Here is a 26,758-nt window from a genome sequence, read left to right as displayed (position 1 = left end):
TATTGAACTCGATTTAAGTATTGTTTATCAGTTAGAGGGTATTATGAAAAGAGTTTTTATTATGATCCTAGATTCGTTTGGGATCGGCGGTGCTGAAGATGCAAAAAAATATGGCGATGAAGGGGCTAACACTTTGGGACATATTGCCGAGGCTTGTGCATTAGGTAAGGCTGAACAAGGACGAAGTGGACCATTAAAATTACCAAATTTAGGTCAATTAGGCTTAATCGAAGCAGCGTATGAATCATCAGGTAATTACCCTAAAGGCATGCAAACTGAAGGTAAAATTATTGGCTCATATGGTTATGCTAGCGAAATATCTTCTGGTAAAGATACACCTTCAGGACACTGGGAAATTGCTGGTGTACCAGTACTTTTTGACTGGGGGTATTTTACTAATACTACAAATAGCTTTCCTCAAGATCTTTTAGATAAAATTGTTACCCGCGCAAAACTCCCTGGTTATCTTGGTAATTGCCATTCATCTGGAACCATTATCCTTGATGAACTTGGTGAAGAGCATATGGCTTCTAATAAACCTATTTTCTACACGTCTGCTGATTCAGTATTCCAAATTGCCTGCCACGAAGAGACTTTTGGCCTAGATAGGCTTTATGAAATTTGCGAAATTGCTCGTGATGAGCTAAATAAAGGCAATTACAATATTGGACGTGTTATTGCAAGGCCATTTATTGGCAAAAAAGCAGGCGAATTTGTACGAACTGGTAACCGTCACGATCTTGCCGTTGAACCACCTGCGCCAACCGTGATTAAGAAATTAGTTGATGAAAAAAACGGTACGGTAGTATCAGTGGGTAAAATTGCCGATATTTATGCACACGTTGGCATCACCAAAAAAATTAAAGCAACTGGCCTTGAAGCGCTTTTCGATGCCTCACTCGAGGAAATAAAACAAGCTAAAGATAATACTATTGTTTTTACCAATTTTGTTGACTTTGACTCGTCTTATGGTCATCGTCGTGATGTTTCGGGTTATGCCGCCGCATTAGAGTATTTTGATAGTCGTCTACCTGAAATGTTAGCGTTAATTCAGCCTGGAGATCTGCTTATTATTAGTGCCGATCATGGTTGCGATCCTACTTGGGCAGGTACTGATCATACTCGTGAACATATTCCTGTCATTGTTTATGGTGACGGTGTACCTGTGGGTTCTTTAGGACATCGAGAAACATTTGCCGATATTGGGCAAAGCGTTGCTGATTATTTTGATTTATCGCCAATGGATTACGGTAAATCGTTTATAAAAAAATAAGTAATTTAAGTTTAAATAACATTAATTTAGAAACAAATATCAGGAGAGGTTAATGTCTACCCCACATATTAATGCCGTTGATAATGCGTTTGCAAAAACCGTTTTAATGCCTGGAGATCCACTTCGAGCAAAATTTATTGCAGAAACATTTTTAGAAAACGCCCAAGAAGTCACTAATGTAAGATCTATGTTAGGTTTTACTGGTTATTACAAAGGACAAAAAGTTTCAGTTATGGGGCATGGTATGGGCATTCCATCTTGCTCTATTTATGCAACCGAGCTAGTTAAATTTTACGGTATTGAAAACATCATCCGTGTTGGTTCATGTGGCGCTATAAGTCCAAATGTAAACCTTGGCGACATTATTATTGGCATGGGCGCTTGTACCGATTCAAAAGTCAACCGCTTACGTTTTAAAGATCATGATTTCGCAGCTATTGCCGATTTTGATCTTACTTGTAATGCTGTTAATGCTGCTAAAAAATTAGGTGTAAATGTTAAAGTAGGTAATCTATTTTCTGCCGATCTTTTTTATAGTGTTGAGCCTGATATGTTTGATGTGATGGAAAAATACAATATTTTAGGTGTTGAAATGGAAGCTGCCGGCATTTATGGCGTAGCTGCAGAATATGGCGCAAAAGCACTGGCTATTTGTACGGTTTCAGACCATATCCGCAAAAACGAAGCCATGTCAGCACAAGAGCGACAACTAGGCTTTAAAGATATGATCACCGTCGCGTTGGAATCTGTTTTATTAAATCAGAACTAAAAAATGGCAGAATAACTGCCATTTTTTTTTAACTTATCAATATTGATAGTGATACAAAATTTTTATTTATGTGTAATAGGTTATAAAGATCTTGTTTAATAAGGAAACAAAATGAACACCAAGATACAACTTAAAGCAATATTTTTTCTACAATTTTTTATATGGGGAAGTTGGCTTATTACCCTCGGTTCTTATATGATGGGAACCTTAAAATTTAGCGGTACTGCTGTCGGTTCTATATATGGAACAATGGGCATAGCATCGCTATTTATGCCTGGTTTACTCGGCGTCGTAGCGGATAGATGGATACCTGCTAACCGCTTATATATGATTTGTCATTTGATCGGTGCAGCTACACTATTTATAGCAGCTTCAATAACATCACCTTTTATAATGTTTATTATTATGCTAATTCATTGTTTAGCCTTTATGCCAACCATTGCAATTTCCAACTCTATCTCTTACTCTTGCTTGGAATCGCAAGGCTTAGATGTTATTACACAATTTCCAAGCATAAGAATATTTGGCACAATTGGATTTATCGTTGCTATGTGGCTAGTAAGCTTTTTAAAATTAGAATTAAGTAATATGCAACTATATATTGCTGGATTAATTTCTATTTTACTTAGCCTATATACCCTTACGTTACCATTCATTTCAACTTCTCAAGGAAAATCAGAAAAAAAATCACTTATAACTTCTTTAGGGTTAGATGCGTTTGTTTTATTTAAACAACCAAGAATGGCTATCTTTTTCTTATTTGCAATATTACTTGGCGGTATTTTACAAATCACTAATACTTTTGGTAATCCTTTTATTCGTTCATTTGAAGACATTCCTGAATATGCAAATAGCTTCGCTGTTCAGTATCCATCAGTATTGTTGTCAATTTCTCAAATTTCAGAAGTGGTATTTATTCTATTCGTTCCATTCTTTATGAAACGCCTTGGCATTAAATATGTGATGTTAATTAGTATGCTAGCTTGGGTTGCTCGTTTTGGCCTATTTGCTTATGGTGACCCGTCTCCTTTCGGTTTTGTATTGCTTCTTCTTTCAATGATTGTTTATGGTTGTGCTTTCGACTTTTATAATATATCTGGTTCAATGTATGTTGATAAAACTGTTTCCCCTAATATTCGTAATAGTGCCCAAGGTCTATTTATGATGATGACTAATGGGATTGGCGCTTATTTAGGTTCGGTAAGCAGTGGCTATGTAGTCGAATATTATACGATTGAAAACGTTACTGACTGGCAAACAGTTTGGCTTATTTTTGCTGGCTATTCTTTGATTTTAGCCGTCGTATTTGCGTTGATATTTAAAAACGAAAATTCTAACGAAAAAGCCACTCAAATCATTAATTAATCAATTATTGTGTGGTAGGTTAAATTTAACACTACCAATATAAAGGCAACAATATCGGTTGTTGCCTTTTGGGTTATCAACAAACCAACTTTAATTGTTAAAGTTAAAAAGTATGATTTGTCGCACAAAAAATAAATAAGTGATACAAAATAAATAGTAGAAAAATACCTTATCAGGGTAAACTAACTAAGGTTATAGCTCATAATGTTAGTGTGCTATTTTGAACTTTTTAATAAATTTTTTATGTCATTGTTACTAGAGCACAGTTAGCTCATTTAAATAAATTAAATGCCAAATGAACAATCAAATAATACCTAAAGTCATATTACATGAACACATTGAAGGAAGTATTACCCCTGTGATGGCTCACCAATTAGCTCAAAAAAACAATATTCCATTCCCTAAAAGTTTATGTTACCAGCCCGATCAATATGATACTAATGAGTATAAAAATGGTAGATATTCATATGACGAATCTAAATTTGAAGAATTTATCAAAACATATGATATTGTTTCTAGCTTTCTAAAAAATCCAGAGGATTATTATTTAATTACTTACGATTTTCTTAATAGAAATGCTAAACAAGGATTGATTTATTGCGAGCTGTTTATATCCCCTTTTCATATCTGTGCAACACAATCCCATGATGGGCACGTTGTTTGGAATCAAGATAGATTTCAGCAAACACTAAAGCAGATGGATAAGGCAATTATTGACGTTCGTAAGCAATATGATATTACCGTACGTTATCATGTCATTGGTGTGAGGCATCTTGGTGCGGACGTGGTTTATAATACATTGCGATTCATTGAAAATAATCCTCACCCATTTATTACTGGTTTTAATATCGCTGGTAATGAAAAAGCAGGTCATTTTGATGATTTTAAAGATGCCCATGAATTAGCTACAGAGCTTAATCTAAAAAAATCGTATCACGCCGGCGAAATAGATTCAGCCCAAAGTATTATTCAAGCCATTAAGCATGGTGCAAACAGAATTGGACACGGCATTCGTGCTATTGAAGACAAAACACTTATTCGTGAACTGATTGATAAAAAAATCACCCTCGAAATTGCCTTAACAAGCAATCGAATTTTAGTTAATGAGCTGCATGGCGATATTTATCAGCATCCCATCAGGCAGCTTTATGACCAAGGTGTGCGCATTACACTAAATACCGATGATGCAGGGATTTTTGGTACTGATATAGAAAAAGAGTATAACATCGCTCAATCTATATTTGCATTTTCACGATTAGAATTGCTTGATATCACACTGTGCGGCATTCAAGCTGCATTTGTTGAAAATTCAGTTAAAAACCAGTTAATTAAAAAGGTTCTTGCTTGTTTTACATCTGCTGATAAGCAGTTGTTAGAAAAGTGTATCAATGATAAAAGATATCATTTAGCAATTATTGAACGCTTTTTAGAATATCAAAAATTATTACTAACCATACCCATTAACTAATTTAGTTGTCAGAATAATAGGAGATTTGCATGAAAAAAACTAAGTTACCTTTAACCTTTTTAGCCCTATTTATTTCTAGTGCAGCAAGTTCAACAACGATTGATTTAAGGATTATTGAAACAACCGACTTACATGGCAATATGATGAATTATGACTATTTTAAAGAGCAATATGTTGATACATTTGGGTTAGCGAAAACAGCTAACTTAATTCATCAAGCACGAAGTGAAGTAAAAAATAGCGTTCTTGTTGATAATGGTGATCTGATTCAAGGTAGCCCAATGGCTGATTATACAGTGAATAAAGGCCTTAATGATGGTGATATTCACCCTGTATATAAAGCAATGAACACGCTTAATTATGTTGTAGGTAATATTGGTAATCACGAATTTAATTTTGGTTTAGAATTCCTACAAAAAAGCCTTGCTGGAGCTAAATTTCCTTATATTAATGCAAATGTCTATGATGCAAAAACCAATAAACCGTTCTTTAAGCAATATATTATTGTTGATACACCCGTTGTAGATAGAAATGGCAACAAACAGACAATTAAAATTGGTTATATTGGCTTTGTCCCTCCACAGATTATGCAATGGGACAAACTTAATCTTGATGGCAAAGTTGTCGTCAAAGATATTACAGAAACGGCCAAACTATTAGTCCCTGAAATGAAAAAACAAGGCGCTAATGTTATTATTGCTATTCCACATTCTGGTGTTTCAGCTGAACCTTATAAAGCATTAGCTGAAAATTCGGTTTACTACTTGAGTCAAGTAGAGGGTATTAATGCCATTATGTTTGGTCATTCTCACGGCATATTTCCGAGTGAAGATTTCAAATCATTACCAAATACCGATATCAAAACAGGAAATATTAATCATGTACCTGCTGTGATGCCAGGGCAATGGGGAAGTCACTTAGGCGTCGTTGACTTAGTTCTTGAAGGTGAGCAAGCAAATTGGCAAGTCGTTTCAGGAAAATCTGAAGCTCGCCCAATTTATGATATAAAAAACAAAAAAGCATTAGTCGATGCGGATCAAAATATCGTTAACATTTTAAATCAAGACCATCAAGGAACGCGTGAATTTGTTAGCAAACCAATAGGCAAAGTTTCAACTGATATTACTAGCTATTTAGCTTTGGTCGAAGATAGCTCTGCTTTACAAATTATTAGCGATGCACAGATCGATTATGTTAAGCAATTTATTCAAGGAGATCCTGATCTAGATGGATTACCTATTTTATCAGCCATTGCACCGTTTAAAGTAGGTGGACGAAAAAACGATCCAAGCGCTTTTGTTGATGTAAAAAAAGGCGATTTAACCTTTAGAAATGCAGCTGATATTTATCTATATCCTAATTTACTATCAACATTAAAAATTACTGGTGCCGAAGTCAAAGAGTGGCTTGAATGTTCGGCTGGAATATATAATCAAATTGATGTTAATACATCAAACCCACAACACCTAATCAACTGGGAACAATTTAGAACTTATAATTTTGATACAATTGATGGGGTGAATTATCAAATAGATGTTACTAAACCACCTCGTTATGATGCAAATTGTCAGTTAATTAATCCAACATCAGAAAGAATTAACAATCTGACTTATCAACAAAAACCGATTGATCCTAATCAAGCATTTTTAATTGCCACCAATAACTATCGCACTTATGGCGGTATATTTCCAGGAACAGGCGAAAAAAATGTTAAATTCAACTCACCAGATGATTTAAGAGTGATTCTTTCAGCTTATATCACCAATATGACTCAAAAGAACGGTACAGTGGATGTTACGGTCGATAATAATTGGAAAATTGCCCCGATAACTAGTAATAAAAATTTGGATATTCGCTTTGAATCTTCCCTTAATGATGATGCAAAAATCTATATTCAAAATAATTCACTCTATCCAATAAAATTTATTGAAAAAGACGATTTAGGTTTTGGTGTATACCGCATAAATCTACAAGCACCCACAAAATAATGCGATTAAGACAGAAGGATTATTAATATGAAAATTGAAAAATTAATTGAATTAGCTAAAACTGCACGAGCTAAGGCTTATGTGCCATATTCTAAATTTCAGGTCGGAGCTGTACTCATCACCGAAGACGACGAAGTCATTTTAGGTTGCAATATTGAAAATGCCTCTTATGGACTAGCCAACTGCGCAGAACGCACAGCTATTTTTAAAGCAGTATCTGAAGGTAAAAGAAAATTTAAAAAATTAGTAGTGATTGGCGATACCGAAGGCCCTATCTCACCTTGTGGCGCTTGTCGTCAAGTGATTAGTGAATTTTGTGCTAAAGATATGCCAGTAATTTTAACCAATATGAATGGTAAAATTCAAGAAACCACGGTAGGAGAATTATTACCTTGGTCTTTTTCACCAAGTGATTTAGATTAATTTTGTTTTTGAAATAAAGTTTATAAAAAATATAATGTTATGCTTATTTTTAGTGTTGTTTTAACTCGATAATTTTCGACAAAAACTAAACACGCTCATTGGTATAAGTAAAGAAAAGTAATTTATTGATTTTAAGAGAGAATCATTATGAGATTTGTAGATATTATAGAAAAAAAACGTGATGGCAATGAATTAACCACTGATGAAATCCAATTTTTTATCACTAACTATACTAATGGTACTATTCCTGATTACCAAGTTAGTGCTTTATTAATGGCAATTTACTATCAAGGTATGACATCAAAAGAGTGTGCCGATTTAACCAGCGCAATGATGTATTCAGGCGATACGGTTGATCTATCTTCAATCAAAGGTATCAAAGTTGATAAACATTCAACTGGTGGTGTGGGCGATACAACAACCTTAGTTCTTGCTCCTTTAGTAGCAGCCTTAGATGTACCAGTAGCTAAAATGTCTGGACGTGGCTTAGGTCATACTGGTGGTACTACCGATAAATTTGAGTCAATTCCAGGGTTTAAAATTGAATTAAGTAAACAAGATTTTATCGATCAAGTTAATCATAAAGGGCTTGCTGTTATCGGTCAATCAGGCAATTTAACCCCCGCTGATAAAAAGTTGTATTCTTTACGAGACGTTACAGGAGCAGTTAACTCTATTGCGCTTATTGCAAGCTCAATTATGAGTAAAAAGTTAGCTGCAGGCGCCGACGCTATTGTACTTGATGTAAAAACTGGTGATGGTGCGCTAATGAAAGATATGAACGATTCTGAAAAATTAGCTCACGAAATGGTAAATATTGGTAATCAAATTGGCCGTAGAACCATGGCAATTATATCTGATATGTCACAACCGCTTGGTTATGCAATTGGTAATGCACTTGAAATAAAAGAAGCCATTGATACCTTAAAAGGCCACGGTCCTGCTGATTTAACTGAATTAGTTTTAACATTAGGTAGCCAAATGGTTGTACTTGCAAATAAAGCCAAAACATTAGAAGAAGCCAGAGCAAAACTTCAAGAAGTTATTAAAAATGGCAAAGCTGTTGAAAAGTTCAAAACATTGATTGAAGCACAAGGTGGTGATAGTTCGGTCGTTGATCATCCTGAAAAATTGGCTAGTGCACCTTATCAAATTGCTTTACCTGCACTTAAATCAGGTTATGTTTCAAGAATCATTGCTGATCAAATTGGTATTGCTGCTATGCAATTAGGTGCAGGTCGTGCAACTAAAGAAGATATTATCGATCCTGCTGTTGGAATTGTGTTACATAAAAAAGTAGGTGATAAAGTGACCGAAGGTGAAGCATTGTTAACGATCCATACCAGTACCGATAAGATTGATGCAATCAAACAAAAACTCTATGACAATATTATTATTAGTGATAATGCAAAAGCGCCTCAGCTTATCTATAAAATCATTACGCAATAACTAATTTATTACACAGATTCAGAAAATATCACCATCGTTTAAGGTTTAATAAAAAATGGTGATCAGATTGAGGATGATAAAATTAATAATTATATATTTAATTTTACAAAAGAAGCTGGATCACCAATTAACATCTTAATAATCAACAAAATCAGTTTATTGCTAAAAAACAATAAATTGTTAATAAATAAACATTAAACTATATTTTCTAGCATCGAGGTTAATATTGACATGACAGAATTTCAAAATAGTTGTTATCAAATCGTGACCGACCCGAATTTGTCACCAAAACAAAAATCAAATTTGCTTTCCTTAGCTGCAGAAAATAATTTACCTTATGTAGATCTGGATGAAGAAACACAACAAGCTTTAAATGACCGCGTTATTTGTGATATGTACGAAGGTCACGCACCTTATAAACCTCGTTATGTTTTACCTGATTATGTAAAATTTTTAAAACAAGGTTCAAAATGGCTTGAACTTGAACCAGCCAATACTTTTGATGATGCACTAAATATGCTAACTATTGCTTATCATCATGTTCCTTCCGTAACGGGTATGCCTGTTTATTTAGGATGCTTAGATCAAATTTTACTTCCTTACGTTGGTAATCTTACTGAAGATGAAATTTATCAACGATTAAAGCGTTTTTGGATCATGCTTGATCGTAATTTGCCCGATGCGTTTATGCATGCCAATATTGGCCCAACTGATAATATTATCTGTCGGGTAATCTTACGTGTAGATAGAGAGCTTAAACAAGTTGCACCTAATTTAACCTTTATCTATGATGAAGACACTACCCCAGAATCACTATTATTAGTCGCAATAGAAAATATTTGTGAAACAAGCAAACCTCATATTGCAAACAATAATATGATCAAAAAAGATTTTGATGACCAAGGATATGGCGTAGTAAGTTGCTATAATTCACTACCCATTGCCGGCGGAGGAAGTACGCTTTCACGAATCAATTTAAAAGAAGTTGCATTACGCAGTAAAAATAGTGAGGATTTTTTGACCAATACCTTACCTTACTATTGTCAGTTACAACTTAATCTTATTCAAGCAAGATCGGACTTTCTTTATAATCAATCCAATTTTTTTAATAGCAGTTTTTTAGTTCAAGAAGAATTAATTGATCCTAACCGATTTGCCCCTATGTTTGGTATCTTTGGCATGGCTGAAGCGGTCAATATCCTGCAAGAAAAAGCAAATCTAGCAGGCCGTTATGGTTTTGACGAACAAGCCAATGAACTGGCATTAACCATTACCCAACTTATTGCCAAATTTATTGATAACCACACAATAAAAAATGCTTGGAAAGGAAAGGCTATGTTACATTCACAATCAGGAATCAGTACTGATAGAGGTGCAACCCCAGGTCTACGAATTCCTTATGGTCATGAGCCTGATCCCGTTACTCACATTATGGCATTGTTTAAACATCATCATTACTACACATCGGGCATTAGTGATATTTTGACTATCGATGAAACCATCAAAAATAATCCTTCAGCATTACTGAAAATTTGTAAAGCAGCTTTTAAATTAGGTTTTCGTGAATTTACAGCCAATATTAGTGGCAATGATCTTGTTCGAGTAACCGGTTATATGGTTAGATTATCCGACATCAAAAAGTATAAACAAGAAGGATCACGAATTAACACAACGTTTTTAGGCGCAGAAGCTGCCGATGACGTTAAAAACAATAGTTATTTATGCCGAAAGCCAAGAGTTATTAGTCATGAACAAGTCATGGGCAATCGTTAATAAAATATTACCCTTTTCTTGTGTTGATGGACCAGGCAATCGGCTAGTCATATTTTTACAAGGATGCAATTTTCGTTGCTTAAACTGCCATAATCCTTACACAATATCGTTATGCAAGGATTGTGGCGATTGTGTTAATGCTTGTCCGCATAAAGCATTAAGCTTTAACAATCATCGCGTCATATGGCAAACTTCGGTTTGCCAACAATGCGATACTTGTATTAATACTTGCGTTTATAACTCAACACCAATGACTTATAAATATAGTGTTGAAGATATATTAACAATTATCCGAAAATATCTGCCATTTTTAAATGGTATAACCCTTAGTGGGGGCGAAGCCACTATGCAACTTCCTTTTATTGAAAATCTATTTAGAGCAATAAAACAAGCCGACGATTTAAATCATCTTACTTGCTTTATTGATAGTAATGGTTACTTAACACAAACAGGATGGCAAAAAATAACAAGCACGATGGACGGTGCAATGATTGATCTTAAAGCGTGGAATAATAATGTACATAAACAGCTAACAGGACGAGACAATCTACGAGTAAAAGAGACAATTAAATATCTTGCCAAAGTTAATAAATTATATGAGGTCAGATTTTTAGTTATTCCTAAACAGACCGACCTACAAGATAACGCAAAAAATATTGCTGAATTCTTAATGGATATAGATCCCAATATCCGAATTCGAATTAATGCCTTTCATAATCATGGTGTACATGGCATTGCTAAAACATGGCCATCTGCCAGTAAACAACAAGTAGAGCAGTTTGCAGAACAATTAAAACAATATAATCTACAACAGATTGTATTACCTAGTGTTTATTTGTGACTTTTTAATTCTATGGTAACTTTATCTACTTGCCAATTTTTGAAGTTATTTATTTACTCATTAGGCAATAGCTATTAATAATATTCAATAGTTCGAGTTGTTATCTTTCGATCATTACATTCTTTGACTGTCCAATCACCTTTTTGATTGTGTTTAGAAAACTGACATTCAAGGCTTGCTTTCTTTTTATTACCAATATATTTTTTTATTTTGATTAATTGACCCTGTTTATCATACTCCATAGTATAAGTTTCATTATCAATCACCCTTGAAATCAACTGATTTTTATTATTGTATTGAAACGTCATATTATTATTAAAATATAGTATTTTGTCTTCATCATCATAGCCAACGGAAACTGAACGAAGCTTATCTAAATCACCCCCTGTTTGAATAAGTTTTGTGTTATAGTCTGTTTGAAAAATATCATATATATCTGTTTTTTCATAATTATCAGTTGCGAACGGCTTGAGATAATTTTGATCTTGGCTAGGCAAAGACATGGTAAAATAATCATAGAATTTCCAAGTTGTCCGTTCCGCTTTTACATCGTCAGAAGATGCAATAATACGTTTTTGTTTATAACTATAACTTTTAATGATATTAGCAAAATAAGAAACTAATCCATTTTCATCAAAATTCATTTCAAAAGCAAAATCGTTTCTTTCGCTAAGCAATTTTGAGTACTGATCTAATAACTTATCTTTTATATGTCCTTTTGCCGACTTAATACGATTTTGGGTCAGTGCATGATCAAAATAATAATACATTACAACTAAGTTCGTTGAACGAGCTAAATTTGCTGATGGTTTTGGTTTTGCTAACAATACGGGATCTGGCTCTATTCCCCAATCATTACTTACATGATTATATTTAACAAAATCATATCTGATTTCAGCTGCTTTTGCCTTATCATAATATGCATAAGTGAAATGCCCTCGATCCCATTTATCATTTTCTTTACTATAAAAATATGAATGCTTTATCGAATCTTCGTTATCAAAGATCAGTTCACCATTCACTAATTTGGCTAACTTAATTGAGGACGAGATTTTCTTCGGAAATTGCCCGTTAATTAAACGAGGATAACTATAGTAATCATAATAACTTTGTTTATTTTTATCTAATTCACGAGAATAAAAATATTGTTTAAAAATATCATTATTAACCCAAGAAGGAATTTGCTCAATCGTATAAGTTACCATTGCAAAAGGGTTTACACCATTTTTATTATCCTTAACAACAAGATAATCTAAACTCAGTTGCCCAAAACAAAAACTACCTTTTTTAAATATCGTATCGCTGCTTAATTTAGCTAATTGATAGGTGGTTGTTTGATTGTTAGCATCTGATGAACGCTCTAGTAAACCTAAATTTGAAAAAATCTCTAACCGTCGATTTAATTCATTATTTACCCAAACTTCTGAGCGTTCATTTGCAGGATAACTAAGATCTTTTTTAAGATAAGGAAATGTTACTTTACCTAGATAAAAACAAATCGGCTTTTCTTGGTCTTCCAGTTCAGCTTTAACTTCTTCTGTTAATTTTATTTCGTTTTTATCACATCCTAACAGCATAATTGTTAATGTCAGCAAAACAACATTCAAATATTTTTTCATTATTTTTGATATTCCCTTTCTATTATTTTATCGCTTAGTTAAAAAATAACTAAAAGCATATTGATAATATTCAATATAAAAATGGCTATAATTCAACGTAGCTGATTACAAAATAGGGACTATTGTCCCATAATTTATAAAAATTTTTATTTAGTTTTCTTTAATGCTGCAGCAAACGCATTTCCCATCGCACTGTTACTCAGCGATGAATTATAATTGTTTTGTTTGTTAGACTGAGTGTGTTTTTTTGAAATACGATTATCATCTTGCTTAGTCGATGATGCAGGATCATCAAGGCGCATAGTTAACGCAATACGTTTACGTGGAATATCAACTTCCACCACTTTAACTTTAACAATATCGCCTGCTTTTACTACGGTTCTTGGATCATCAACAAACTTGTTTGATAAGGCCGAAATATGCACTAAACCATCTTGATGAACACCAATATCAACAAAGGCACCAAAATTGGTTACATTGGTAACTGCACCTTCCATAATCATACCGAGTTTTAAATCTTCCATCGTTTCGATATCATCAGCAAACTGGGCAGTTTTAAATTCAGGTCTTGGATCTCGTCCTGGTTTATCAAGCTCTTTAATAATATCCGTTACTGTTGGCACACCAAAATTTTCATCCACATAATCAATTGCTTTAAGTGATTTTAAATAATTGCTATCACCTAAAATCTCTTTTAAAGATTTTCCATTTTTTTCTAAAATTCGTTCAACAATAGGATAAGCTTCTGGGTGAACGGCTGAAGCATCAAGTGGATTTTTACCATCCATAATTCTTAAAAAACCTGCACATTGTTCAAATGCTTTAGGACCAAGGCGCGAAACTTTTAATAGTTGTTTACGATCGGTAAATTGTCCATTTTCATTACGCCAATCAATAATATTTTGTGCAATAACTTTATTTAGACCAGCAATACGCGCAAGTAACATCATTGAGGCAGTATTTAAATTGACACCAACTGCATTAACGCCATCTTCAACCACAGCATCAAGTTTTTTAGCTAACTGAGTTTGGCTTACATCATGCTGATATTGGCCTACTCCGATCGATTTAGGATCAATTTTAACAAGTTCAGCTAATGGATCTTGTAAACGCCGTGCAATAGAAACAGCACCACGAATAGATACATCAAGATCAGGAAACTCTTGTGCGGCTAGCTCTGATGCGGAATAAACCGAAGCACCAGCTTCACTAACAATTACTTTTTGCGCTTTCACTTCTGGATATTTTTTCTGAACATCTAAATAAAAACGCTCTGTCTCGCGCGAAGCTGTACCATTACCAATTGCCACTAATTCAACTTGATATTTAATACAAAGCGCAGCAATAACCATTGCTGCTTTATCAGCTTGACCTGTGTGAGGATAAATGGTTTCAGTCGCAACTAATTTACCTGTTGCATCAACAACCGCTATTTTTACGCCTGTTCTTAACCCAGGATCCATACCCATGGTGACTTTCATACCAGCAGGTGCAGCCATTAACATATCATGCAAGTTGGCAGCAAATACATTAATTGCTTCTTCTTCGGCTTGTTCTCGAAGTGTAGTCATCAGCTCGGTTTCCATGTGCATTAAAATTTTTATGCGCCATGTCCAATTAATCACTGCTTTTCGCCATTTATCTGCTGGTTCATCGTTAAAATGGACACCTAAATATTCAGTAATAATTTGTTCACAATAACTCTCTTTTGGCGCTTGCTCTAAATGCGGATCGGCATTTAAGGAAAGTTGTAAAAAGCCCTCGTTTCGCCCACGAAACATAGCTAAAGCGCGGTGTGAAGGTACTTTGGAAATAAGTTCGCTTTGTGAAAAATAATCTCGGAATTTTGCGCCCTCTTCTTCCTTACCACTCACTACTTGTGAAACTAAATGAGCATTATTCCAAAGATAATGACGTACCTTTGCCAATAATGTTGCGTCCTCAGCAAATCGTTCCATTAAAATATAACGAGCACCATCCAATGCAAATTTAGTATCAGTAATACCTTTATCTGTATTGAAATATTTTTCTGCTTCATTTTCAGGATTTAATGAAGGATTTTGCCATAAATCATCAGCAAGTGGTTCAAGACCTGCTTCAATTGCAATTTGACCTCGAGTACGGCGTTTGGGTTTATATGGTAAATAGAGATCTTCAAGTTCTGTTTTGCTAAGTGTAGAGTTAATACTTTTACTTAATTCAGGTGTTAATTTACCTTGTTCTTCGATTGATTTTAAAATGGTTTGCCGGCGATCTTCAAGTTCCCTTAAATAACTCAATCGACTATCAAGAGTACGTAATTGGGTATCATCAAGCCCCCCTGTCACCTCTTTTCGATAACGAGCAATAAAAGGAACTGTGCTGCCTTCATCTAATAACTGAATTGCAGCTAACACTTGTTCTGGTTTTACAGTAAGTTCACCAGCGATAATATGGCTAATTTGATTATTTATCATGATGTTTTTATCTAATTATAAGCAAAGCGCAATTATATACCTATCTACCTTTTTGTTGCAATTCGGCAAGCTTTTTCTTCTTTCTTGCAGAAATATTACTATAACGTGTTAAATAACTGGCACTTGTTAAGTCAAAACTTTGTAAAAAATATTCAGGACTCTATACCGTTTCAAATTAGATTCTATAATTAAATTTTCGGCTTCAATAAGTCGTTTGTAATATTTTGATTTAAAATTGCCTTGATTATCAGCCATTACTGGATTTCCGATCGTGTTAATACCATATAATTGCCATATAGTTACCTTGATTTTTAAATATTAAGTTGATATATTTAGACTTATCTGTAGAGGTCTTTCTCTATTTTGAATACAACTAAAAAGTCGGAAACTTAAAAGTAGTAAAAGAAATATAATTAAAATTTGCTTTTCTTTTCCTTGAGTCCTCGTTTTAGATTGGAGTTACCTTATCAAGTTCTTCAGATGATGATTGCTGTAACAATACCTACTTAAAAATCAATACATTTATCTGAAAATATTAGTTTTTTATAATTTTGGAATTTATTTTAAATGGATTTTTTGAAAAATATTGCTATCTTGCTTTGTCTTACTCCGTTCTTTACTTACTCAGCACAGAATTTTAATTCAGCTAAAACACATCTAACTAAGCTATACAAATCAAACCCTGAACAAACCGAATTTTATTGTGGATGCGAATTTAGTTTTAACAATAAAAAAGGTACCATTAATTTTACTAAATGCGGTTATAAACCACGTAAAAACCAAGCTAGAGCTGAACGCATTGAATGGGAACATGTAATGCCTGCTGAAAATTTTGGGCGACATCTACAATGTTGGCAAGATGGGGGACGTAAAAATTGCAAGAAAGATATAACATTCAACAAAATGGAAGGAGATATGCATAATCTGCAACCATCAATCGGCGAAGTAAATGGCGATCGCTCTAATTATCACTACTCGCAATTCACTAAAGAATTTAATCAATATGGAAGTTGTAAAACAGCCGTTGATTTTAAAACGCGTAAATTTCAACCAAGAGAAAAAATTCGTGGAAAGATAGCACGTACATATCTTTATATGTCTGACAAATATAAAATTAATTTATCTGATCAGGAAAAAAAATTAATGGCTGCTTGGGATAAAATGTTCCCACCTGAAAAATGGGAATGTGAGCGTAATAAGCATATAGCAAAAATACAGGGTAATGATAACAAATTCATTACTGAGCAATGCAATTAATTCCGATACATGTAGGAAAATATCGCACTATTTACACGCATGATTAAAATAATCCGCTAAAAACGCATAAGGCGTTTTTTCTGAAATTGCTTTATGCGGTTTAATGGTATTATAAAAATCAATAAAACAGTTAAGTTTTGTTGTCTTTTTTTATATCACTAATATTTGTTGATTATGCCACATTTCAATTTAAAGCTCGTATCACTCTTTTCATTTTTTATCTCAAGACGGTATAAAATTCTGAATATTTTTTACAAAAATTTAACCTAAAAAACAGTCGAGTAAATACCCAATAGCGATTACATTTATCTATTATTTAACCCAAAATATGCTTAATCTTTTAAATTAATTGATTTTTATTTTTTATCAATACTTTTGTCTAAAGTGGTAATAATAAAAAATTTAACATAAAAATAACGAAAAGCTAGGTTAGTTTCTGATACAATAATACAAATTTATAATAAGTTAGTAATGTCATAACACTATAAAATAAAAGGTTTTTTAATGATCATATCAGACGCTAATAGTGCGGTGTCATCCGTCGCTTATCGGGCAAACGAAGTCATTGCTATTTATCCAATCACACCAAGCTCAACCATGGCCGAGCAAGCTAGCACTTGGGCTGAGTTTAATAAGCCAAATGTCTTTGGTGACACACCTAGAGTGATTGAAATGCAGTCCGAAGCTGGGGCAATTGCAACCGTTCATGGTTCATTAATGACTGGAGCGTTAGCAACTTCGTTCACTTCGTCGCAAGGTTTGCTTTTAATGATCCCATCGCTGTACAAAATAGCGGGTGAACTGACTCCTTTCGTTTTGCATGTTGCAGCACGTACTGTTGCAACTCATGCACTTTCTATTTTTGGTGATCATTCTGATGTAATGGCAATTAGACAAACAGGTTTTGCAATGCTTTGTTCAAGTTCAGTGCAAGAAGCGCAGGATTTTGCCTTAATTTCACAAATGGCAACCTTAAACAGCCGCGTTCCTTTTGTTCATTTTTTTGATGGATTTAGAACCTCACATGAAGTTAATAAAATCTATCCAATAAGTGATGACCAAATCCGTAATTTATTGCCACACGAAGCTATTAAAGCCTATCGCTCACGAGCATTAACGCCTGATAAACCAGTAACTCGAGGTACATCAGCGAATCCTGATACATACTTCCAGTGCCGAGAAGCGATAAATACTTATTATGATAATGCCTATCAGCATGTTGTTGATGCTATGGACGCTTTTGCAGCAGAAACAGGCCGAAAGTATCAACCTTTTGAATATTATGGTGCTAGTGATGCTGAGCATATTATTGTCATTATGGGATCGGGTGCTAGCACCGCCAAAGAAGTAGTGGATGTTTTACTTAAACAAAACGAAAAAGTCGGGGTTGTGATCGTTAGGCTATTCCGCCCATTTTCAGCCAATCATCTGCTGGAAGTTATTCCAAGTACTGTTAATAAAATTGCTGTGCTTGATAGAACTAAAGAGCCGGGAGCCCAAGCCGAACCGCTTTATTTAGATATTATGACCGCATTTGCTGAAAGCCTGTCGCGCAAAGAACGCGCAACTATGCCACTTATTATTGGTGGACGTTATGGGTTATCATCTAAAGAGTTTGATCCTAAGTGTGTGCTTGCCATTTTTACTGAGCTTAACTTAGAAAAACCCAAACCACGTTTTACCGTTGGTATTTATGATGATATTACAGGACTATCTTTACCATTGCCTGATCAATCTATTCCTCAAAAATCTTCACTCGAAGCGCTATTTTATGGGCTTGGCAGTGATGGCACGGTATCTGCAACCAAAAATAATATTAAAATTATTGGTGATAATTCTCCTTTTTATGTACAAGGCTATTTTGTCTATGACTCTAAAAAAGCTGGTGGTTTAACCACTTCTCACTTACGAGTCAGCTTAGATCCAATTGATTCACCCTATTTAATTACCAGTGCACACTTTATTGGCTGCCACCAAGATCAGTTTATCGATAAATATCAAATTGTTAATAAGTTAAAAGACGATGGCATCTTTTTGCTTAACACGCCGTATAGCAAAGATGAAGTTTGGCATAGACTTCCAAAAGAAGTACAAGTGCAATTAATACAAAAACGCGCACACTTTTACATTATTAATGCGGCAAAAATAGCTCGTGAATGTAATTTAGGGGCAAGAATTAATACCGTTATGCAGGCGGCATTTTTTCATCTAGCCGGAATTTTTAAAAACGATTTTAATATCGCCCAATTAAAAGAAGTCATTGCCAAAAGTTACAGCAGTAAAGGACAAGATTTAGTTGAAAATAACTGGAAAGCGCTCGACTTAGCTATAGCTTCGCTTGAACAAATACCACTTAGCTGTGTTGACCAAAGCAGTTCAACAATGCCATCTATTGTACCTGCTAATGCGCCTGATTTTGTTAAAACAGTCACTGCGGCAATGTTAGCTGGTTTAGGTGATAACTTGCCTGTATCAGCATTTCCACCCGATGGAACTTGGCCTATAGGTACAACTAAGTGGGAAAAACGTAACATTGCTGAAGAGATCCCTATTTGGCAACCCGAACTCTGTACCCAATGTAATCATTGTGCGGTTGCTTGTCCTCATGCAGCTATTCGAGCTAAGGTTGTTGATCCTGATGAAATGATCAATGCGCCTGATTCATTAAGCTCGCTTGAAGTTAAAGCTCGTGATATGAAAGGTCAACGCTACGTCCTACAAGTAGCGCCAGAAGATTGTACTGGCTGTAATTTATGTGTCGAAGTGTGCCCAGCTCGTGATCGTAATAATTTTGAAATTAAAGCCATTAACATGCAATCACGCATCGATAATCTTGAGACTCAACGCACTAACTTTGATTACTTTACTGCATTGCCAGATCGTGATATCAGCACGCTTGAACGCATTGATGTGCGTACATCGCAATTACTTACACCGCTATTTGAATATTCGGGTGCTTGCGCAGGTTGTGGCGAAACACCATACATCAAATTGTTAACCCAACTTTATGGAGACCATTTAGCCATTGCCAATGCCACTGGCTGTTCCTCAATTTATGGTGGCAACCTCCCATCATCGCCTTATACGACCGATCGCGATGGTCGTGGGCCTGCTTGGGCAAATTCATTATTTGAAGATAATGCTGAGTTTGCATTAGGCTATCGCATTACTTATGACCAACATAAAAAACGGGCGTTACGTTTGCTTGATTATGTTACTGGTGACATTTCGCCCGAAATAGTCATTGCCTTAAAATCACCAGAAACCTCTATAGCTGAAAAACGTCAGCAAGTCGAGTTATTACGTGAACAGCTTGCACACTTAGATTCTTCGCAAGCACAAGAATTGATGCTAGATGCAAATTATTTAGTAGATAAGTCAGTTTGGGCTATTGGTGGCGATGGTTGGGCTTATGATATTGGATTTGGTGGGCTTGATCATGTGATGAGCTTAACCGATAACGTAAATATATTGGTATTAGACACTCAGTGTTATTCCAATACTGGAGGTCAACAATCAAAAGCTACGCCGATGGGTGCTGTATCAAAATTTGCCGATTTAGGTAAGCATAAAGCACGTAAAGATCTTGGTGTTAGTGTAATGATGTATGGCCATGTCTATGTTGCACAAGTTGCATTAGGTTCGCAATTAAATCAAACACTTAAAGCATTACAAGAAGCCGAAGCATATGATGGACCATCTTTAGTTATTGCTTATAGTCCTTGTGAGGAACATGGCTATGATCTGGCTAAATCGCATGAACAAATGAAAGATTTAGTTAAATCAGGATTCTGGCCTTTATATCGTTACGATCCACGCCGTATGGCAGAAGGCAAACCAGGATTAGTGCTAGATTCTAAAGCACCAAATAGTGAGTCATTAACCGGTATCTTACTAAAAGAACAGCGTTTTCGCCGTTTAGAAACACTTGAACCTGTGATTGCAAATACCTTGCATGAACGTTCAACTAAAATGGCTGATTCTAAATATAAATTCTTGCAGATGCTAGCAACCTATTCGGATATTGAAACACCAGCAGATAGCTAACAATGATCACCAACGGTAAAATAGTTACCCACGGTAATTTACAAATCATTATAAAGGACTGTTATTAATACAGTCCTTTTCATGTACTTTTTTTGAGCAATAAAGCACCAAATAGGTGCGTATTTAGCTTAATCTGTCCTCAATAATAAGTATCTTATCGTTAACTTTTTGTTATCTAATACTGTACAAATCAGTAATTTTAGTGATTTTTTAAAACTTGGTATTATTTTTGCTTAATTAATAATTGACCACATAAATATTAATTAAGCGAGAGGTGAATCATGATATCCAATTTAAATGTCAGTAGAAGAAAATTAATCACATTTTCCAGTGCGGCAATTGCAGGGCTATCTATTAATCAATTATTATCTAAAGCTCATGCAATAGAAGCGCAAAACTCGGTTTCATTCTCTCTACCTATGCTTGAAAATGTGGCAACACCTGATATTAGCAATCCAATAAGACTCAACTTCAATGAAAATGCGCTTGGTATGTCACCACGAGCAAAACAAGCTGCAATCGATGCAGTACCAAAAGCTAATCGTTATGCCAAAGCCGAAATGCCATTGCTTAATAAACGATTAGCTAAACATCATAAAGTTGATGATTCTCAAATTTTATTAACTGCAGGCTCATCTGAAGGTATTCGAAGTGCTATTGCTGCCTTTGTTAAGCCAAATACTCAATTAGTCATTCCAGAGCTTACTTATGGTGATGGAGAACATTTTGCACAGATCTTTAATTTAAAAATTACTAAAGTACCAAGTTTGCCAGATTGGCAGATCGATATAAAAGGCATACAAAAAGCTGCTGAAGATTATAATGGATTTTCAATTGTCTATTTAGTTAATCCAAACAATCCAACTTCGACAGTTTTTGCAACAAGTGAAATTGAATCTTGGATAAAAAGTAAGCCTAAAAATACTATTTTTATTGTTGACGAAGCCTATGCTGAATTTGTTAATGATCCTGTATTTAAGTCAGTTGATGAATTAATTGCAAAAGGTTGTGACAATATTATATTACTTAAAACATTTTCAAAAATCCATGCAATGGCTGGATTACGAGTCGGTTATGCAGTCAGCTCGGTTGCAAATATTCAAAATATGGCTCAATATGTTGCTGGTGAAAAACTGAATTACTGTGGTGTTTGCGCTGCACTTGCTTCAATGGATGATCAACCATTTTTAACATACTCTAAAAAAGCGATCGATGTATCGCGTCAAATCATGGAAAAAGCGTTATCAAATTTAGGTTTACACTATTTAAAATCACAAACTAATTTTATGTTTCATCAAAGTCCGATTAATTTAAAAGATTATCGTGAATTAATGAAAAATAATTTCATATTGATTGGTAGAGACTTCAATCCTGCAACAAATTGGTGTCGAATATCACTTGGTTCACCAAGCGAAATGCTCTATGTAGCAAATACAATGAACGAATTAAAAAATAAAGGCAAGATTTAACAATAGCTATTTTATTACAGAGAAAAAATAAGCTCTTTAATATTGATTAATTTAAAGAGCTTTTTATTATTATATTATTCTTTAAAAAAGGAAATTTAACTACCCATAACGCGACGCGTCATCCAATAATGCTTCTTCCAATAACTTTCATTTAAATTTGAATAAGTTACACCTTTTGATGTTGAAGCATGTAAAAATTTACCATCTGCATAATAAATGCCAACGTGTAAACCGCTTGCTCCGCGACCTGTTTTAAAAAATACTAAATCACCAGCTTTAGGTGTGTTCACCTTAACACCTAATTTAGCTTGTTCAGCAGCACTTCTTGGTAATGTTTTTGAAAGTTTATTTTTGAAAAAGTTCATTACCAACGCTGAACAATCACTACCGGCTAAAGTTGTTCCACCATAACGATATGGTGTGTTTTGCCATTTTTTATAGTGAGATTCTATTTTAGTTAACATAGCTCGGTTAGATTTAGTATTTTTAACAGAAACTTGACTTTGGGTAGTACTACAGCCAAATAACATAAAAGTAGAAAAAATCAATGTAATTATTAAAAAATGTCTTTTTATATTAATGCAATTGCTGAGCAACATTCCTAATAGTCGATTGTCTTTTTTTGTCATTTCTTTTTATTCCTTTATTTAACGTCGACCAATGCGAATAACGTCTTGCTACTTTTAAGCTTTTAGGTAACACACCTTTTTCCCATTCAGTTTTATCTAATTTAGACAACCTGACTGGGCTCGTATCCGCATGGCTGCGATGATTTAAGCTTTCTTTAAGGCGAATTAATCGTAAAGAAAGAAAACAGATAATAACATCATCAACACTTAATTTATTATAACCAGAAAGCTGATAGCGCATTCTAGAACCATAATGTTTGGCAGTTTGCATTAAACTACCAACTACAGCGCCAACCAATGCAGCTGAACCAAGTGAAATACCACCTGTTGCTAAATCAATACTTGCACCAATTGTTGCGCCCGATACAAAGCCTTTAGTCAAATGCATGCCCATTGTTTTTAATGCATCAATATTAAAAAGGTCAGCATTATAACGGCCTTTGATTAAAGGCAAGCTTTCTTCACTCTCTTGGGTTGAATCAAATTGATACAATTTCAATAATTCGTTAATCGCAATTTGTTCTCGTTTTCTAACTTTATTTTGCATATCAGCAATAGCTTGATTATCGTTTAGTTTAGCCATCTCATAAAAGGCAGTAACATCAACGAGCGTTTCAGCAATAATCTGATTAGCCATTTGATTACGAGATTTACGAATTTGTGCGATTTTATCTAGCCAATTATCTAATATCTCTTTAGCTGGTTCAAGCAGTAAAGAAAGACTATGGTATAAACGCTCTTCACCATCTAATGGAGGGAAAATTGCGTCAAAGCGCATGGTAGCATGAATCCCAATACGTGACAGCAATCTTTTCCATTCATTTTCATTTTGATTATTATCAGCAATGAAATTTAAAACGGCTAATATCGGTTTATCGCTATTGGCTAAAATAGCTAATTCATCATGATATTTAGGCAATACAGGTTCACGAACATCTATCACATAGATAGCAACATCACTATTTAGTAGTTGTTTGATAACTTTTGCTTCTTGATTAAAGGTACTTTCAGCCTCTGGGCTTTGTAAAAAAAGAGTTAATTTGTCGACACCATCAAGTTTTGCATCAGTAGGTAGTAATTGGTTAATATAATCATAAAGTGCTAAACTGTCTTCTAATCCTGGCGTATCATAAAAAACAATCGATTTATTATGCTCAAGTGGTAAAGTTATTGATTCAACATGTCTTGTAGTACCGGGGCTATCAGACACATGTCCAAAACGACTATTACGAATTAAAGTGCGTAATAATGATGTTTTACCAACATTGGCATGACCAACTACGGCTAATTTTAATGTTGATAGCATACTAAATGTCCTCGCTTAGCCAATCTGATTGAGCCAGCGGTAAAGAGTGCAATTGCCAATTATGATACTGTTTACCTTGATTAATAAACCAAATACGCGTCTGCTGAGATTTATTAATCAGTTGATTAATAAAATTCAATACCCCTCTATCTGGCGTTCTATCGGTATCAATCGCAATTAACAGTTTTTTAGCTGGCCTCAATTGAAGATAATCTAGAATTTTGCTTCGCTGTTCACGGGTATTTAAAAAACCTAAAAATGAAACAGATTTAGGATAATGCCAACTTTCTTGTACATCTACGGCAACCAAAAAAGCACCCTTACCATCTTCAATGGAATTCATAGAAAAATTCCATTGATAATTACTGTTGCCTAGCTTATCAGCATCTTCAATGTTAACAATTAATAATGGTTGTAGTTGGTTGGCTAAGGCTTGATAATCGGAGTGAGAAATATTTAGCTGAATCTGACGGCAACTAATCAACCAATTAACGCCACAAAATACCATACATAAAAATCGTAGCATCAATCCATAAACAATAAATACACCCAATAACCAAACAGCCCACGACGAACGAATTTCACCAGTGTTTAAAGCATTTTCACTTAATTTTATTATTTCGTCTTTAGGAATGTCAAAACCAAATAATGATGGTAAATAGCCTAGATAGTGCGTTAAACGAACAATGGTATCAGAACTAAGTAATGTAGTTTGCCACTCAAAACTATAGTGCTTGGTTGAAAATAACACAACTAAAACTAATAATGCACAACTTAAAATCACAGTCCAAAATAGGTTAAGCACAAATCCAATAAGCCAACGTATGCGGGAACCAAATAGTTCAACAAATGCAGGAATCAATTGTTGCACCGTTTTTTTTTGAGAAAGTTTTTTAGCTAACCACAGCCAGCAATGAATCAATAAACTACCACCAAAATTGGTAAAGAAAAAAAACGAACCAAGCCAAATAATTAGTGTAATTAAATGGACTCCTAATAAACTAAAAAGCGCCCAATACAAATTGATAGGGTTTTGGCTTAAAGCCCCCAATGCTAAAGAACTACCTAAAAATACAGATAACAATAGCAATAATACAAAAGACAACTTTACAGACTGTATTAGTATTTTTTGTGAAAAATATAGCCCGTTTTGTTTTGACAATATAGTTGCTCGCATCACAATTCGATCAGTGATCGATATCTGTTCCGCTCTTACTTGTCGGTTGATGTCTTGGTCAGCAAACCGTCCAGATTCGGTTTCAATTAAATGGATTGTTTGAGTCAACCAGAGGGATTTTAGCTTTTGTCGCATTAGACTTAATCTTCACCATTATAACCAATAAACTATAAAACAAACGCGACAAAAGTCGCGTCAAAAAGTCGAATCAATTATTGTGTAATTTCACTAATTTTACTTAATAATGTTTGAATTCGTTGTTGCCATATTTGTTGATCTTGTTTTAGTTTTTCGTTTTCATCACGTAATGCTTTCATTTCATCAGAACTATCATTAATCAGTTGCTCCAACTCTTGATTACCTTGTTTTAAAGTAGCAATCTCTTGTTGTAATGTGGCGATAGTATTAACGGTATGTTGGATTTTATTTTCCAATTGATTCAATATTTCTAATGACATATTTTTCCTCAAGCTCTATTTATTTGGTGTATAATATTAACTATTATACCGAATTCATTCTAAAATCAACACTATTTTAAACTTTAAGTTGGAGAAAATTATGCGTAAACCACTTGTTATGGGAAACTGGAAGCTCAATGGTAGTAAAGAGATGGCTAAAAGCCTAGTCGCAGGGCTACGAGACGAGCTATCAAATAGCGTTGCATGTAATGTAGCAATTGCACCACCAGTTGTTTATCTTGATTTTGTCAAACATCAATTAGATGGATCTAATATCATTTTGGGTGCACAAGATGTTGGCGTAAATCTTTCCGGTGCTTATACTGGAGAAGTATCCGTTGAAATGTTAAAAGATATTGGCGTAACCCACGTTATTATTGGACATTCTGAACGTCGTACTTATCACAAAGAATCAGACGAATTTATTGCTAAAAAGTTTGGTGTCATTAAAGAAGCAGGATTAGTGCCTGTATTATGTATTGGTGAAACCGAAGCTGAAAACGAAGCTGGCCAAACACAAGCTATTTGTGCTCGTCAAATCGATGCAGTAATTAAAGCACTTGGTGTTCAAGCATTTAATGGTGCAGTAATTGCTTATGAACCAGTTTGGGCAATAGGTACTGGCAAATCAGCAACACCTGCACAAGCACAAGCTGTTCATAAATTTATTCGTGATCATATTGCTAAGCAAGATGCAAAAGTAGCACAACAAGTGATCATCCAATATGGTGGTTCTGTTAATGACAAAAATGCAGCGGAGCTCTTTACTCAACCTGATATTGATGGTGCATTAGTAGGTGGAGCTTCATTGAAAGCGGATGCTTTTGTAGCGATTGTTAAAGCAGCAGAACAAGCTAAAAAATAAATCATAATATCATTGATAATAAAAAGGCGCTTAATAGCGTCTCAGATTGATGACAAAGAACTCGCTTTTTGGCGAGTTCTTTGATCTAATAGAGAAGAGTCCATTATTAAAAGGAATTCTTCGATG

At 34.5% G+C, this 26,758-nt stretch carries 19 protein-coding genes; 13 read left to right on the top strand and 6 right to left on the bottom strand.

The genetic code is table 11. From position 1 onward, the window contains the following. The first annotated feature begins 43 nt into the window (after window positions 1–43). The 9 genes from GQ590_RS06850 to GQ590_RS06810 all read left to right on the top strand — a co-directional run bounded on the left by GQ590_RS06850 (window position 44) and on the right by GQ590_RS06810 (window position 11,349). Entirely contained in the window at window positions 44–1,273 is a 1,230-nt protein-coding gene (locus GQ590_RS06850) for a phosphopentomutase (protein WP_160407598.1), read from the top strand. A 52-nt stretch (window positions 1,274–1,325) separates the two neighbouring features. After that, window positions 1,326–2,042 (top strand): purine-nucleoside phosphorylase, encoded by a 717-nt coding sequence (gene deoD, locus GQ590_RS06845; RefSeq protein WP_160407596.1) that lies wholly within the window; start codon window positions 1,326–1,328, stop codon window positions 2,040–2,042. A gap of 111 nt (window positions 2,043–2,153) precedes the next feature. After that, on the top strand, window positions 2,154–3,407 hold the full coding sequence (locus GQ590_RS06840; RefSeq protein WP_160407594.1) for a nucleoside permease: 1,254 nt from the start codon (window positions 2,154–2,156) through the stop codon (window positions 3,405–3,407). A gap of 295 nt (window positions 3,408–3,702) precedes the next feature. Further along, window positions 3,703–4,875, top strand: coding sequence for an adenosine deaminase (gene add, locus GQ590_RS06835; RefSeq protein ID WP_160407592.1), 1,173 nt, complete (start codon window positions 3,703–3,705; stop codon window positions 4,873–4,875). Window positions 4,876–4,904: 29 nt separating this feature from the next. Beyond that, on the top strand, window positions 4,905–6,863 hold the full coding sequence (locus tag GQ590_RS06830) for a bifunctional 2',3'-cyclic-nucleotide 2'-phosphodiesterase/3'-nucleotidase (protein WP_160407590.1): 1,959 nt from the start codon (window positions 4,905–4,907) through the stop codon (window positions 6,861–6,863). A 27-nt stretch (window positions 6,864–6,890) separates the two neighbouring features. Beyond that, a complete protein-coding gene (locus GQ590_RS06825) occupies window positions 6,891–7,286 on the top strand; it encodes a cytidine deaminase (RefSeq protein ID WP_160407589.1) in 396 nt (131 codons plus the stop codon). A 147-nt stretch (window positions 7,287–7,433) separates the two neighbouring features. Beyond that, window positions 7,434–8,735 carry a pyrimidine-nucleoside phosphorylase gene (locus GQ590_RS06820; protein WP_160407587.1) on the top strand — a complete coding sequence of 434 codons (1,302 nt, stop codon included), beginning with the start codon at window positions 7,434–7,436 and terminating at the stop codon, window positions 8,733–8,735. Between the two features lie 231 nt (window positions 8,736–8,966). After that, window positions 8,967–10,508 carry a YjjI family glycine radical enzyme gene (locus GQ590_RS06815; RefSeq protein ID WP_160407585.1) on the top strand — a complete coding sequence of 514 codons (1,542 nt, stop codon included), beginning with the start codon at window positions 8,967–8,969 and terminating at the stop codon, window positions 10,506–10,508. After that, the gene (locus GQ590_RS06810) at window positions 10,483–11,349 is read left to right on the top strand and encodes a YjjW family glycine radical enzyme activase (protein ID WP_160407583.1); all 867 of its coding nucleotides are present in this window, start codon (window positions 10,483–10,485) and stop codon (window positions 11,347–11,349) included. The genes GQ590_RS06815 and GQ590_RS06810 overlap by 26 nt, the downstream gene beginning before the upstream one ends. Before the next feature lie 74 nt (window positions 11,350–11,423). On the opposite strand, the gene GQ590_RS06805 is transcribed toward GQ590_RS06810, so the two are convergent. Continuing rightward, on the bottom strand, window positions 11,424–12,968 hold the full coding sequence (locus GQ590_RS06805) for a hypothetical protein (protein ID WP_160407581.1): 1,545 nt from the start codon (window positions 12,966–12,968) through the stop codon (window positions 11,424–11,426). A gap of 146 nt (window positions 12,969–13,114) precedes the next feature. After that, window positions 13,115–15,424, bottom strand: a complete 2,310-nt coding sequence (locus GQ590_RS06800; protein ID WP_160407580.1) for a Tex family protein — start codon at window positions 15,422–15,424, stop codon at window positions 13,115–13,117. A 567-nt stretch (window positions 15,425–15,991) separates the two neighbouring features. Here GQ590_RS06800 and GQ590_RS06795 point away from each other — a divergent pair. The 3 genes from GQ590_RS06795 to GQ590_RS06785 all read left to right on the top strand — a co-directional run bounded on the left by GQ590_RS06795 (window position 15,992) and on the right by GQ590_RS06785 (window position 22,197). Beyond that, entirely contained in the window at window positions 15,992–16,681 is a 690-nt protein-coding gene (locus GQ590_RS06795) for an endonuclease (RefSeq protein WP_160407578.1), read from the top strand. Window positions 16,682–17,185: 504 nt separating this feature from the next. Beyond that, entirely contained in the window at window positions 17,186–20,728 is a 3,543-nt protein-coding gene (nifJ, locus tag GQ590_RS06790; RefSeq protein WP_160407576.1) for a pyruvate:ferredoxin (flavodoxin) oxidoreductase, read from the top strand. 281 nt (window positions 20,729–21,009) lie between these two features. Then, window positions 21,010–22,197, top strand: a complete 1,188-nt coding sequence (locus GQ590_RS06785; RefSeq protein ID WP_160407574.1) for a histidinol-phosphate transaminase — start codon at window positions 21,010–21,012, stop codon at window positions 22,195–22,197. A 95-nt stretch (window positions 22,198–22,292) separates the two neighbouring features. On the opposite strand, the gene GQ590_RS06780 is transcribed toward GQ590_RS06785, so the two are convergent. From GQ590_RS06780 to zapB, 4 genes are all read right to left on the bottom strand, one after another. Beyond that, window positions 22,293–22,727 carry a C40 family peptidase gene (locus tag GQ590_RS06780; RefSeq protein WP_160422560.1) on the bottom strand — a complete coding sequence of 145 codons (435 nt, stop codon included), beginning with the start codon at window positions 22,725–22,727 and terminating at the stop codon, window positions 22,293–22,295. 46 nt (window positions 22,728–22,773) lie between these two features. Then, a complete protein-coding gene (locus GQ590_RS06775) occupies window positions 22,774–24,132 on the bottom strand; it encodes a GTPase/DUF3482 domain-containing protein (protein ID WP_160407570.1) in 1,359 nt (452 codons plus the stop codon). A 1-nt stretch (window position 24,133) separates the two neighbouring features. After that, window positions 24,134–25,417: a DUF2868 domain-containing protein gene (locus GQ590_RS06770; RefSeq protein WP_160422558.1), complete on the bottom strand. Its 1,284-nt coding sequence runs from the start codon at window positions 25,415–25,417 to the stop codon at window positions 24,134–24,136. A 104-nt stretch (window positions 25,418–25,521) separates the two neighbouring features. Then, window positions 25,522–25,767: a cell division protein ZapB gene (gene zapB / locus GQ590_RS06765; protein ID WP_065637076.1), complete on the bottom strand. Its 246-nt coding sequence runs from the start codon at window positions 25,765–25,767 to the stop codon at window positions 25,522–25,524. A 100-nt stretch (window positions 25,768–25,867) separates the two neighbouring features. Between zapB and tpiA the strand changes: the two genes are divergently transcribed. Beyond that, on the top strand, window positions 25,868–26,632 hold the full coding sequence (tpiA, locus tag GQ590_RS06760; protein WP_160407566.1) for a triose-phosphate isomerase: 765 nt from the start codon (window positions 25,868–25,870) through the stop codon (window positions 26,630–26,632). Window positions 26,633–26,758: the final 126 nt, after the last annotated feature.

Source organism: Gilliamella sp. Lep-s35 (genome assembly GCF_009795845.1).
In the GTDB taxonomy this organism is placed as follows: Bacteria; Pseudomonadota; Gammaproteobacteria; order Enterobacterales; family Orbaceae; genus Gilliamella.
The sequence above is the reverse complement of the archived record's forward strand: the minus strand, read 5'-3'. Positions and strand labels throughout refer to the sequence as shown.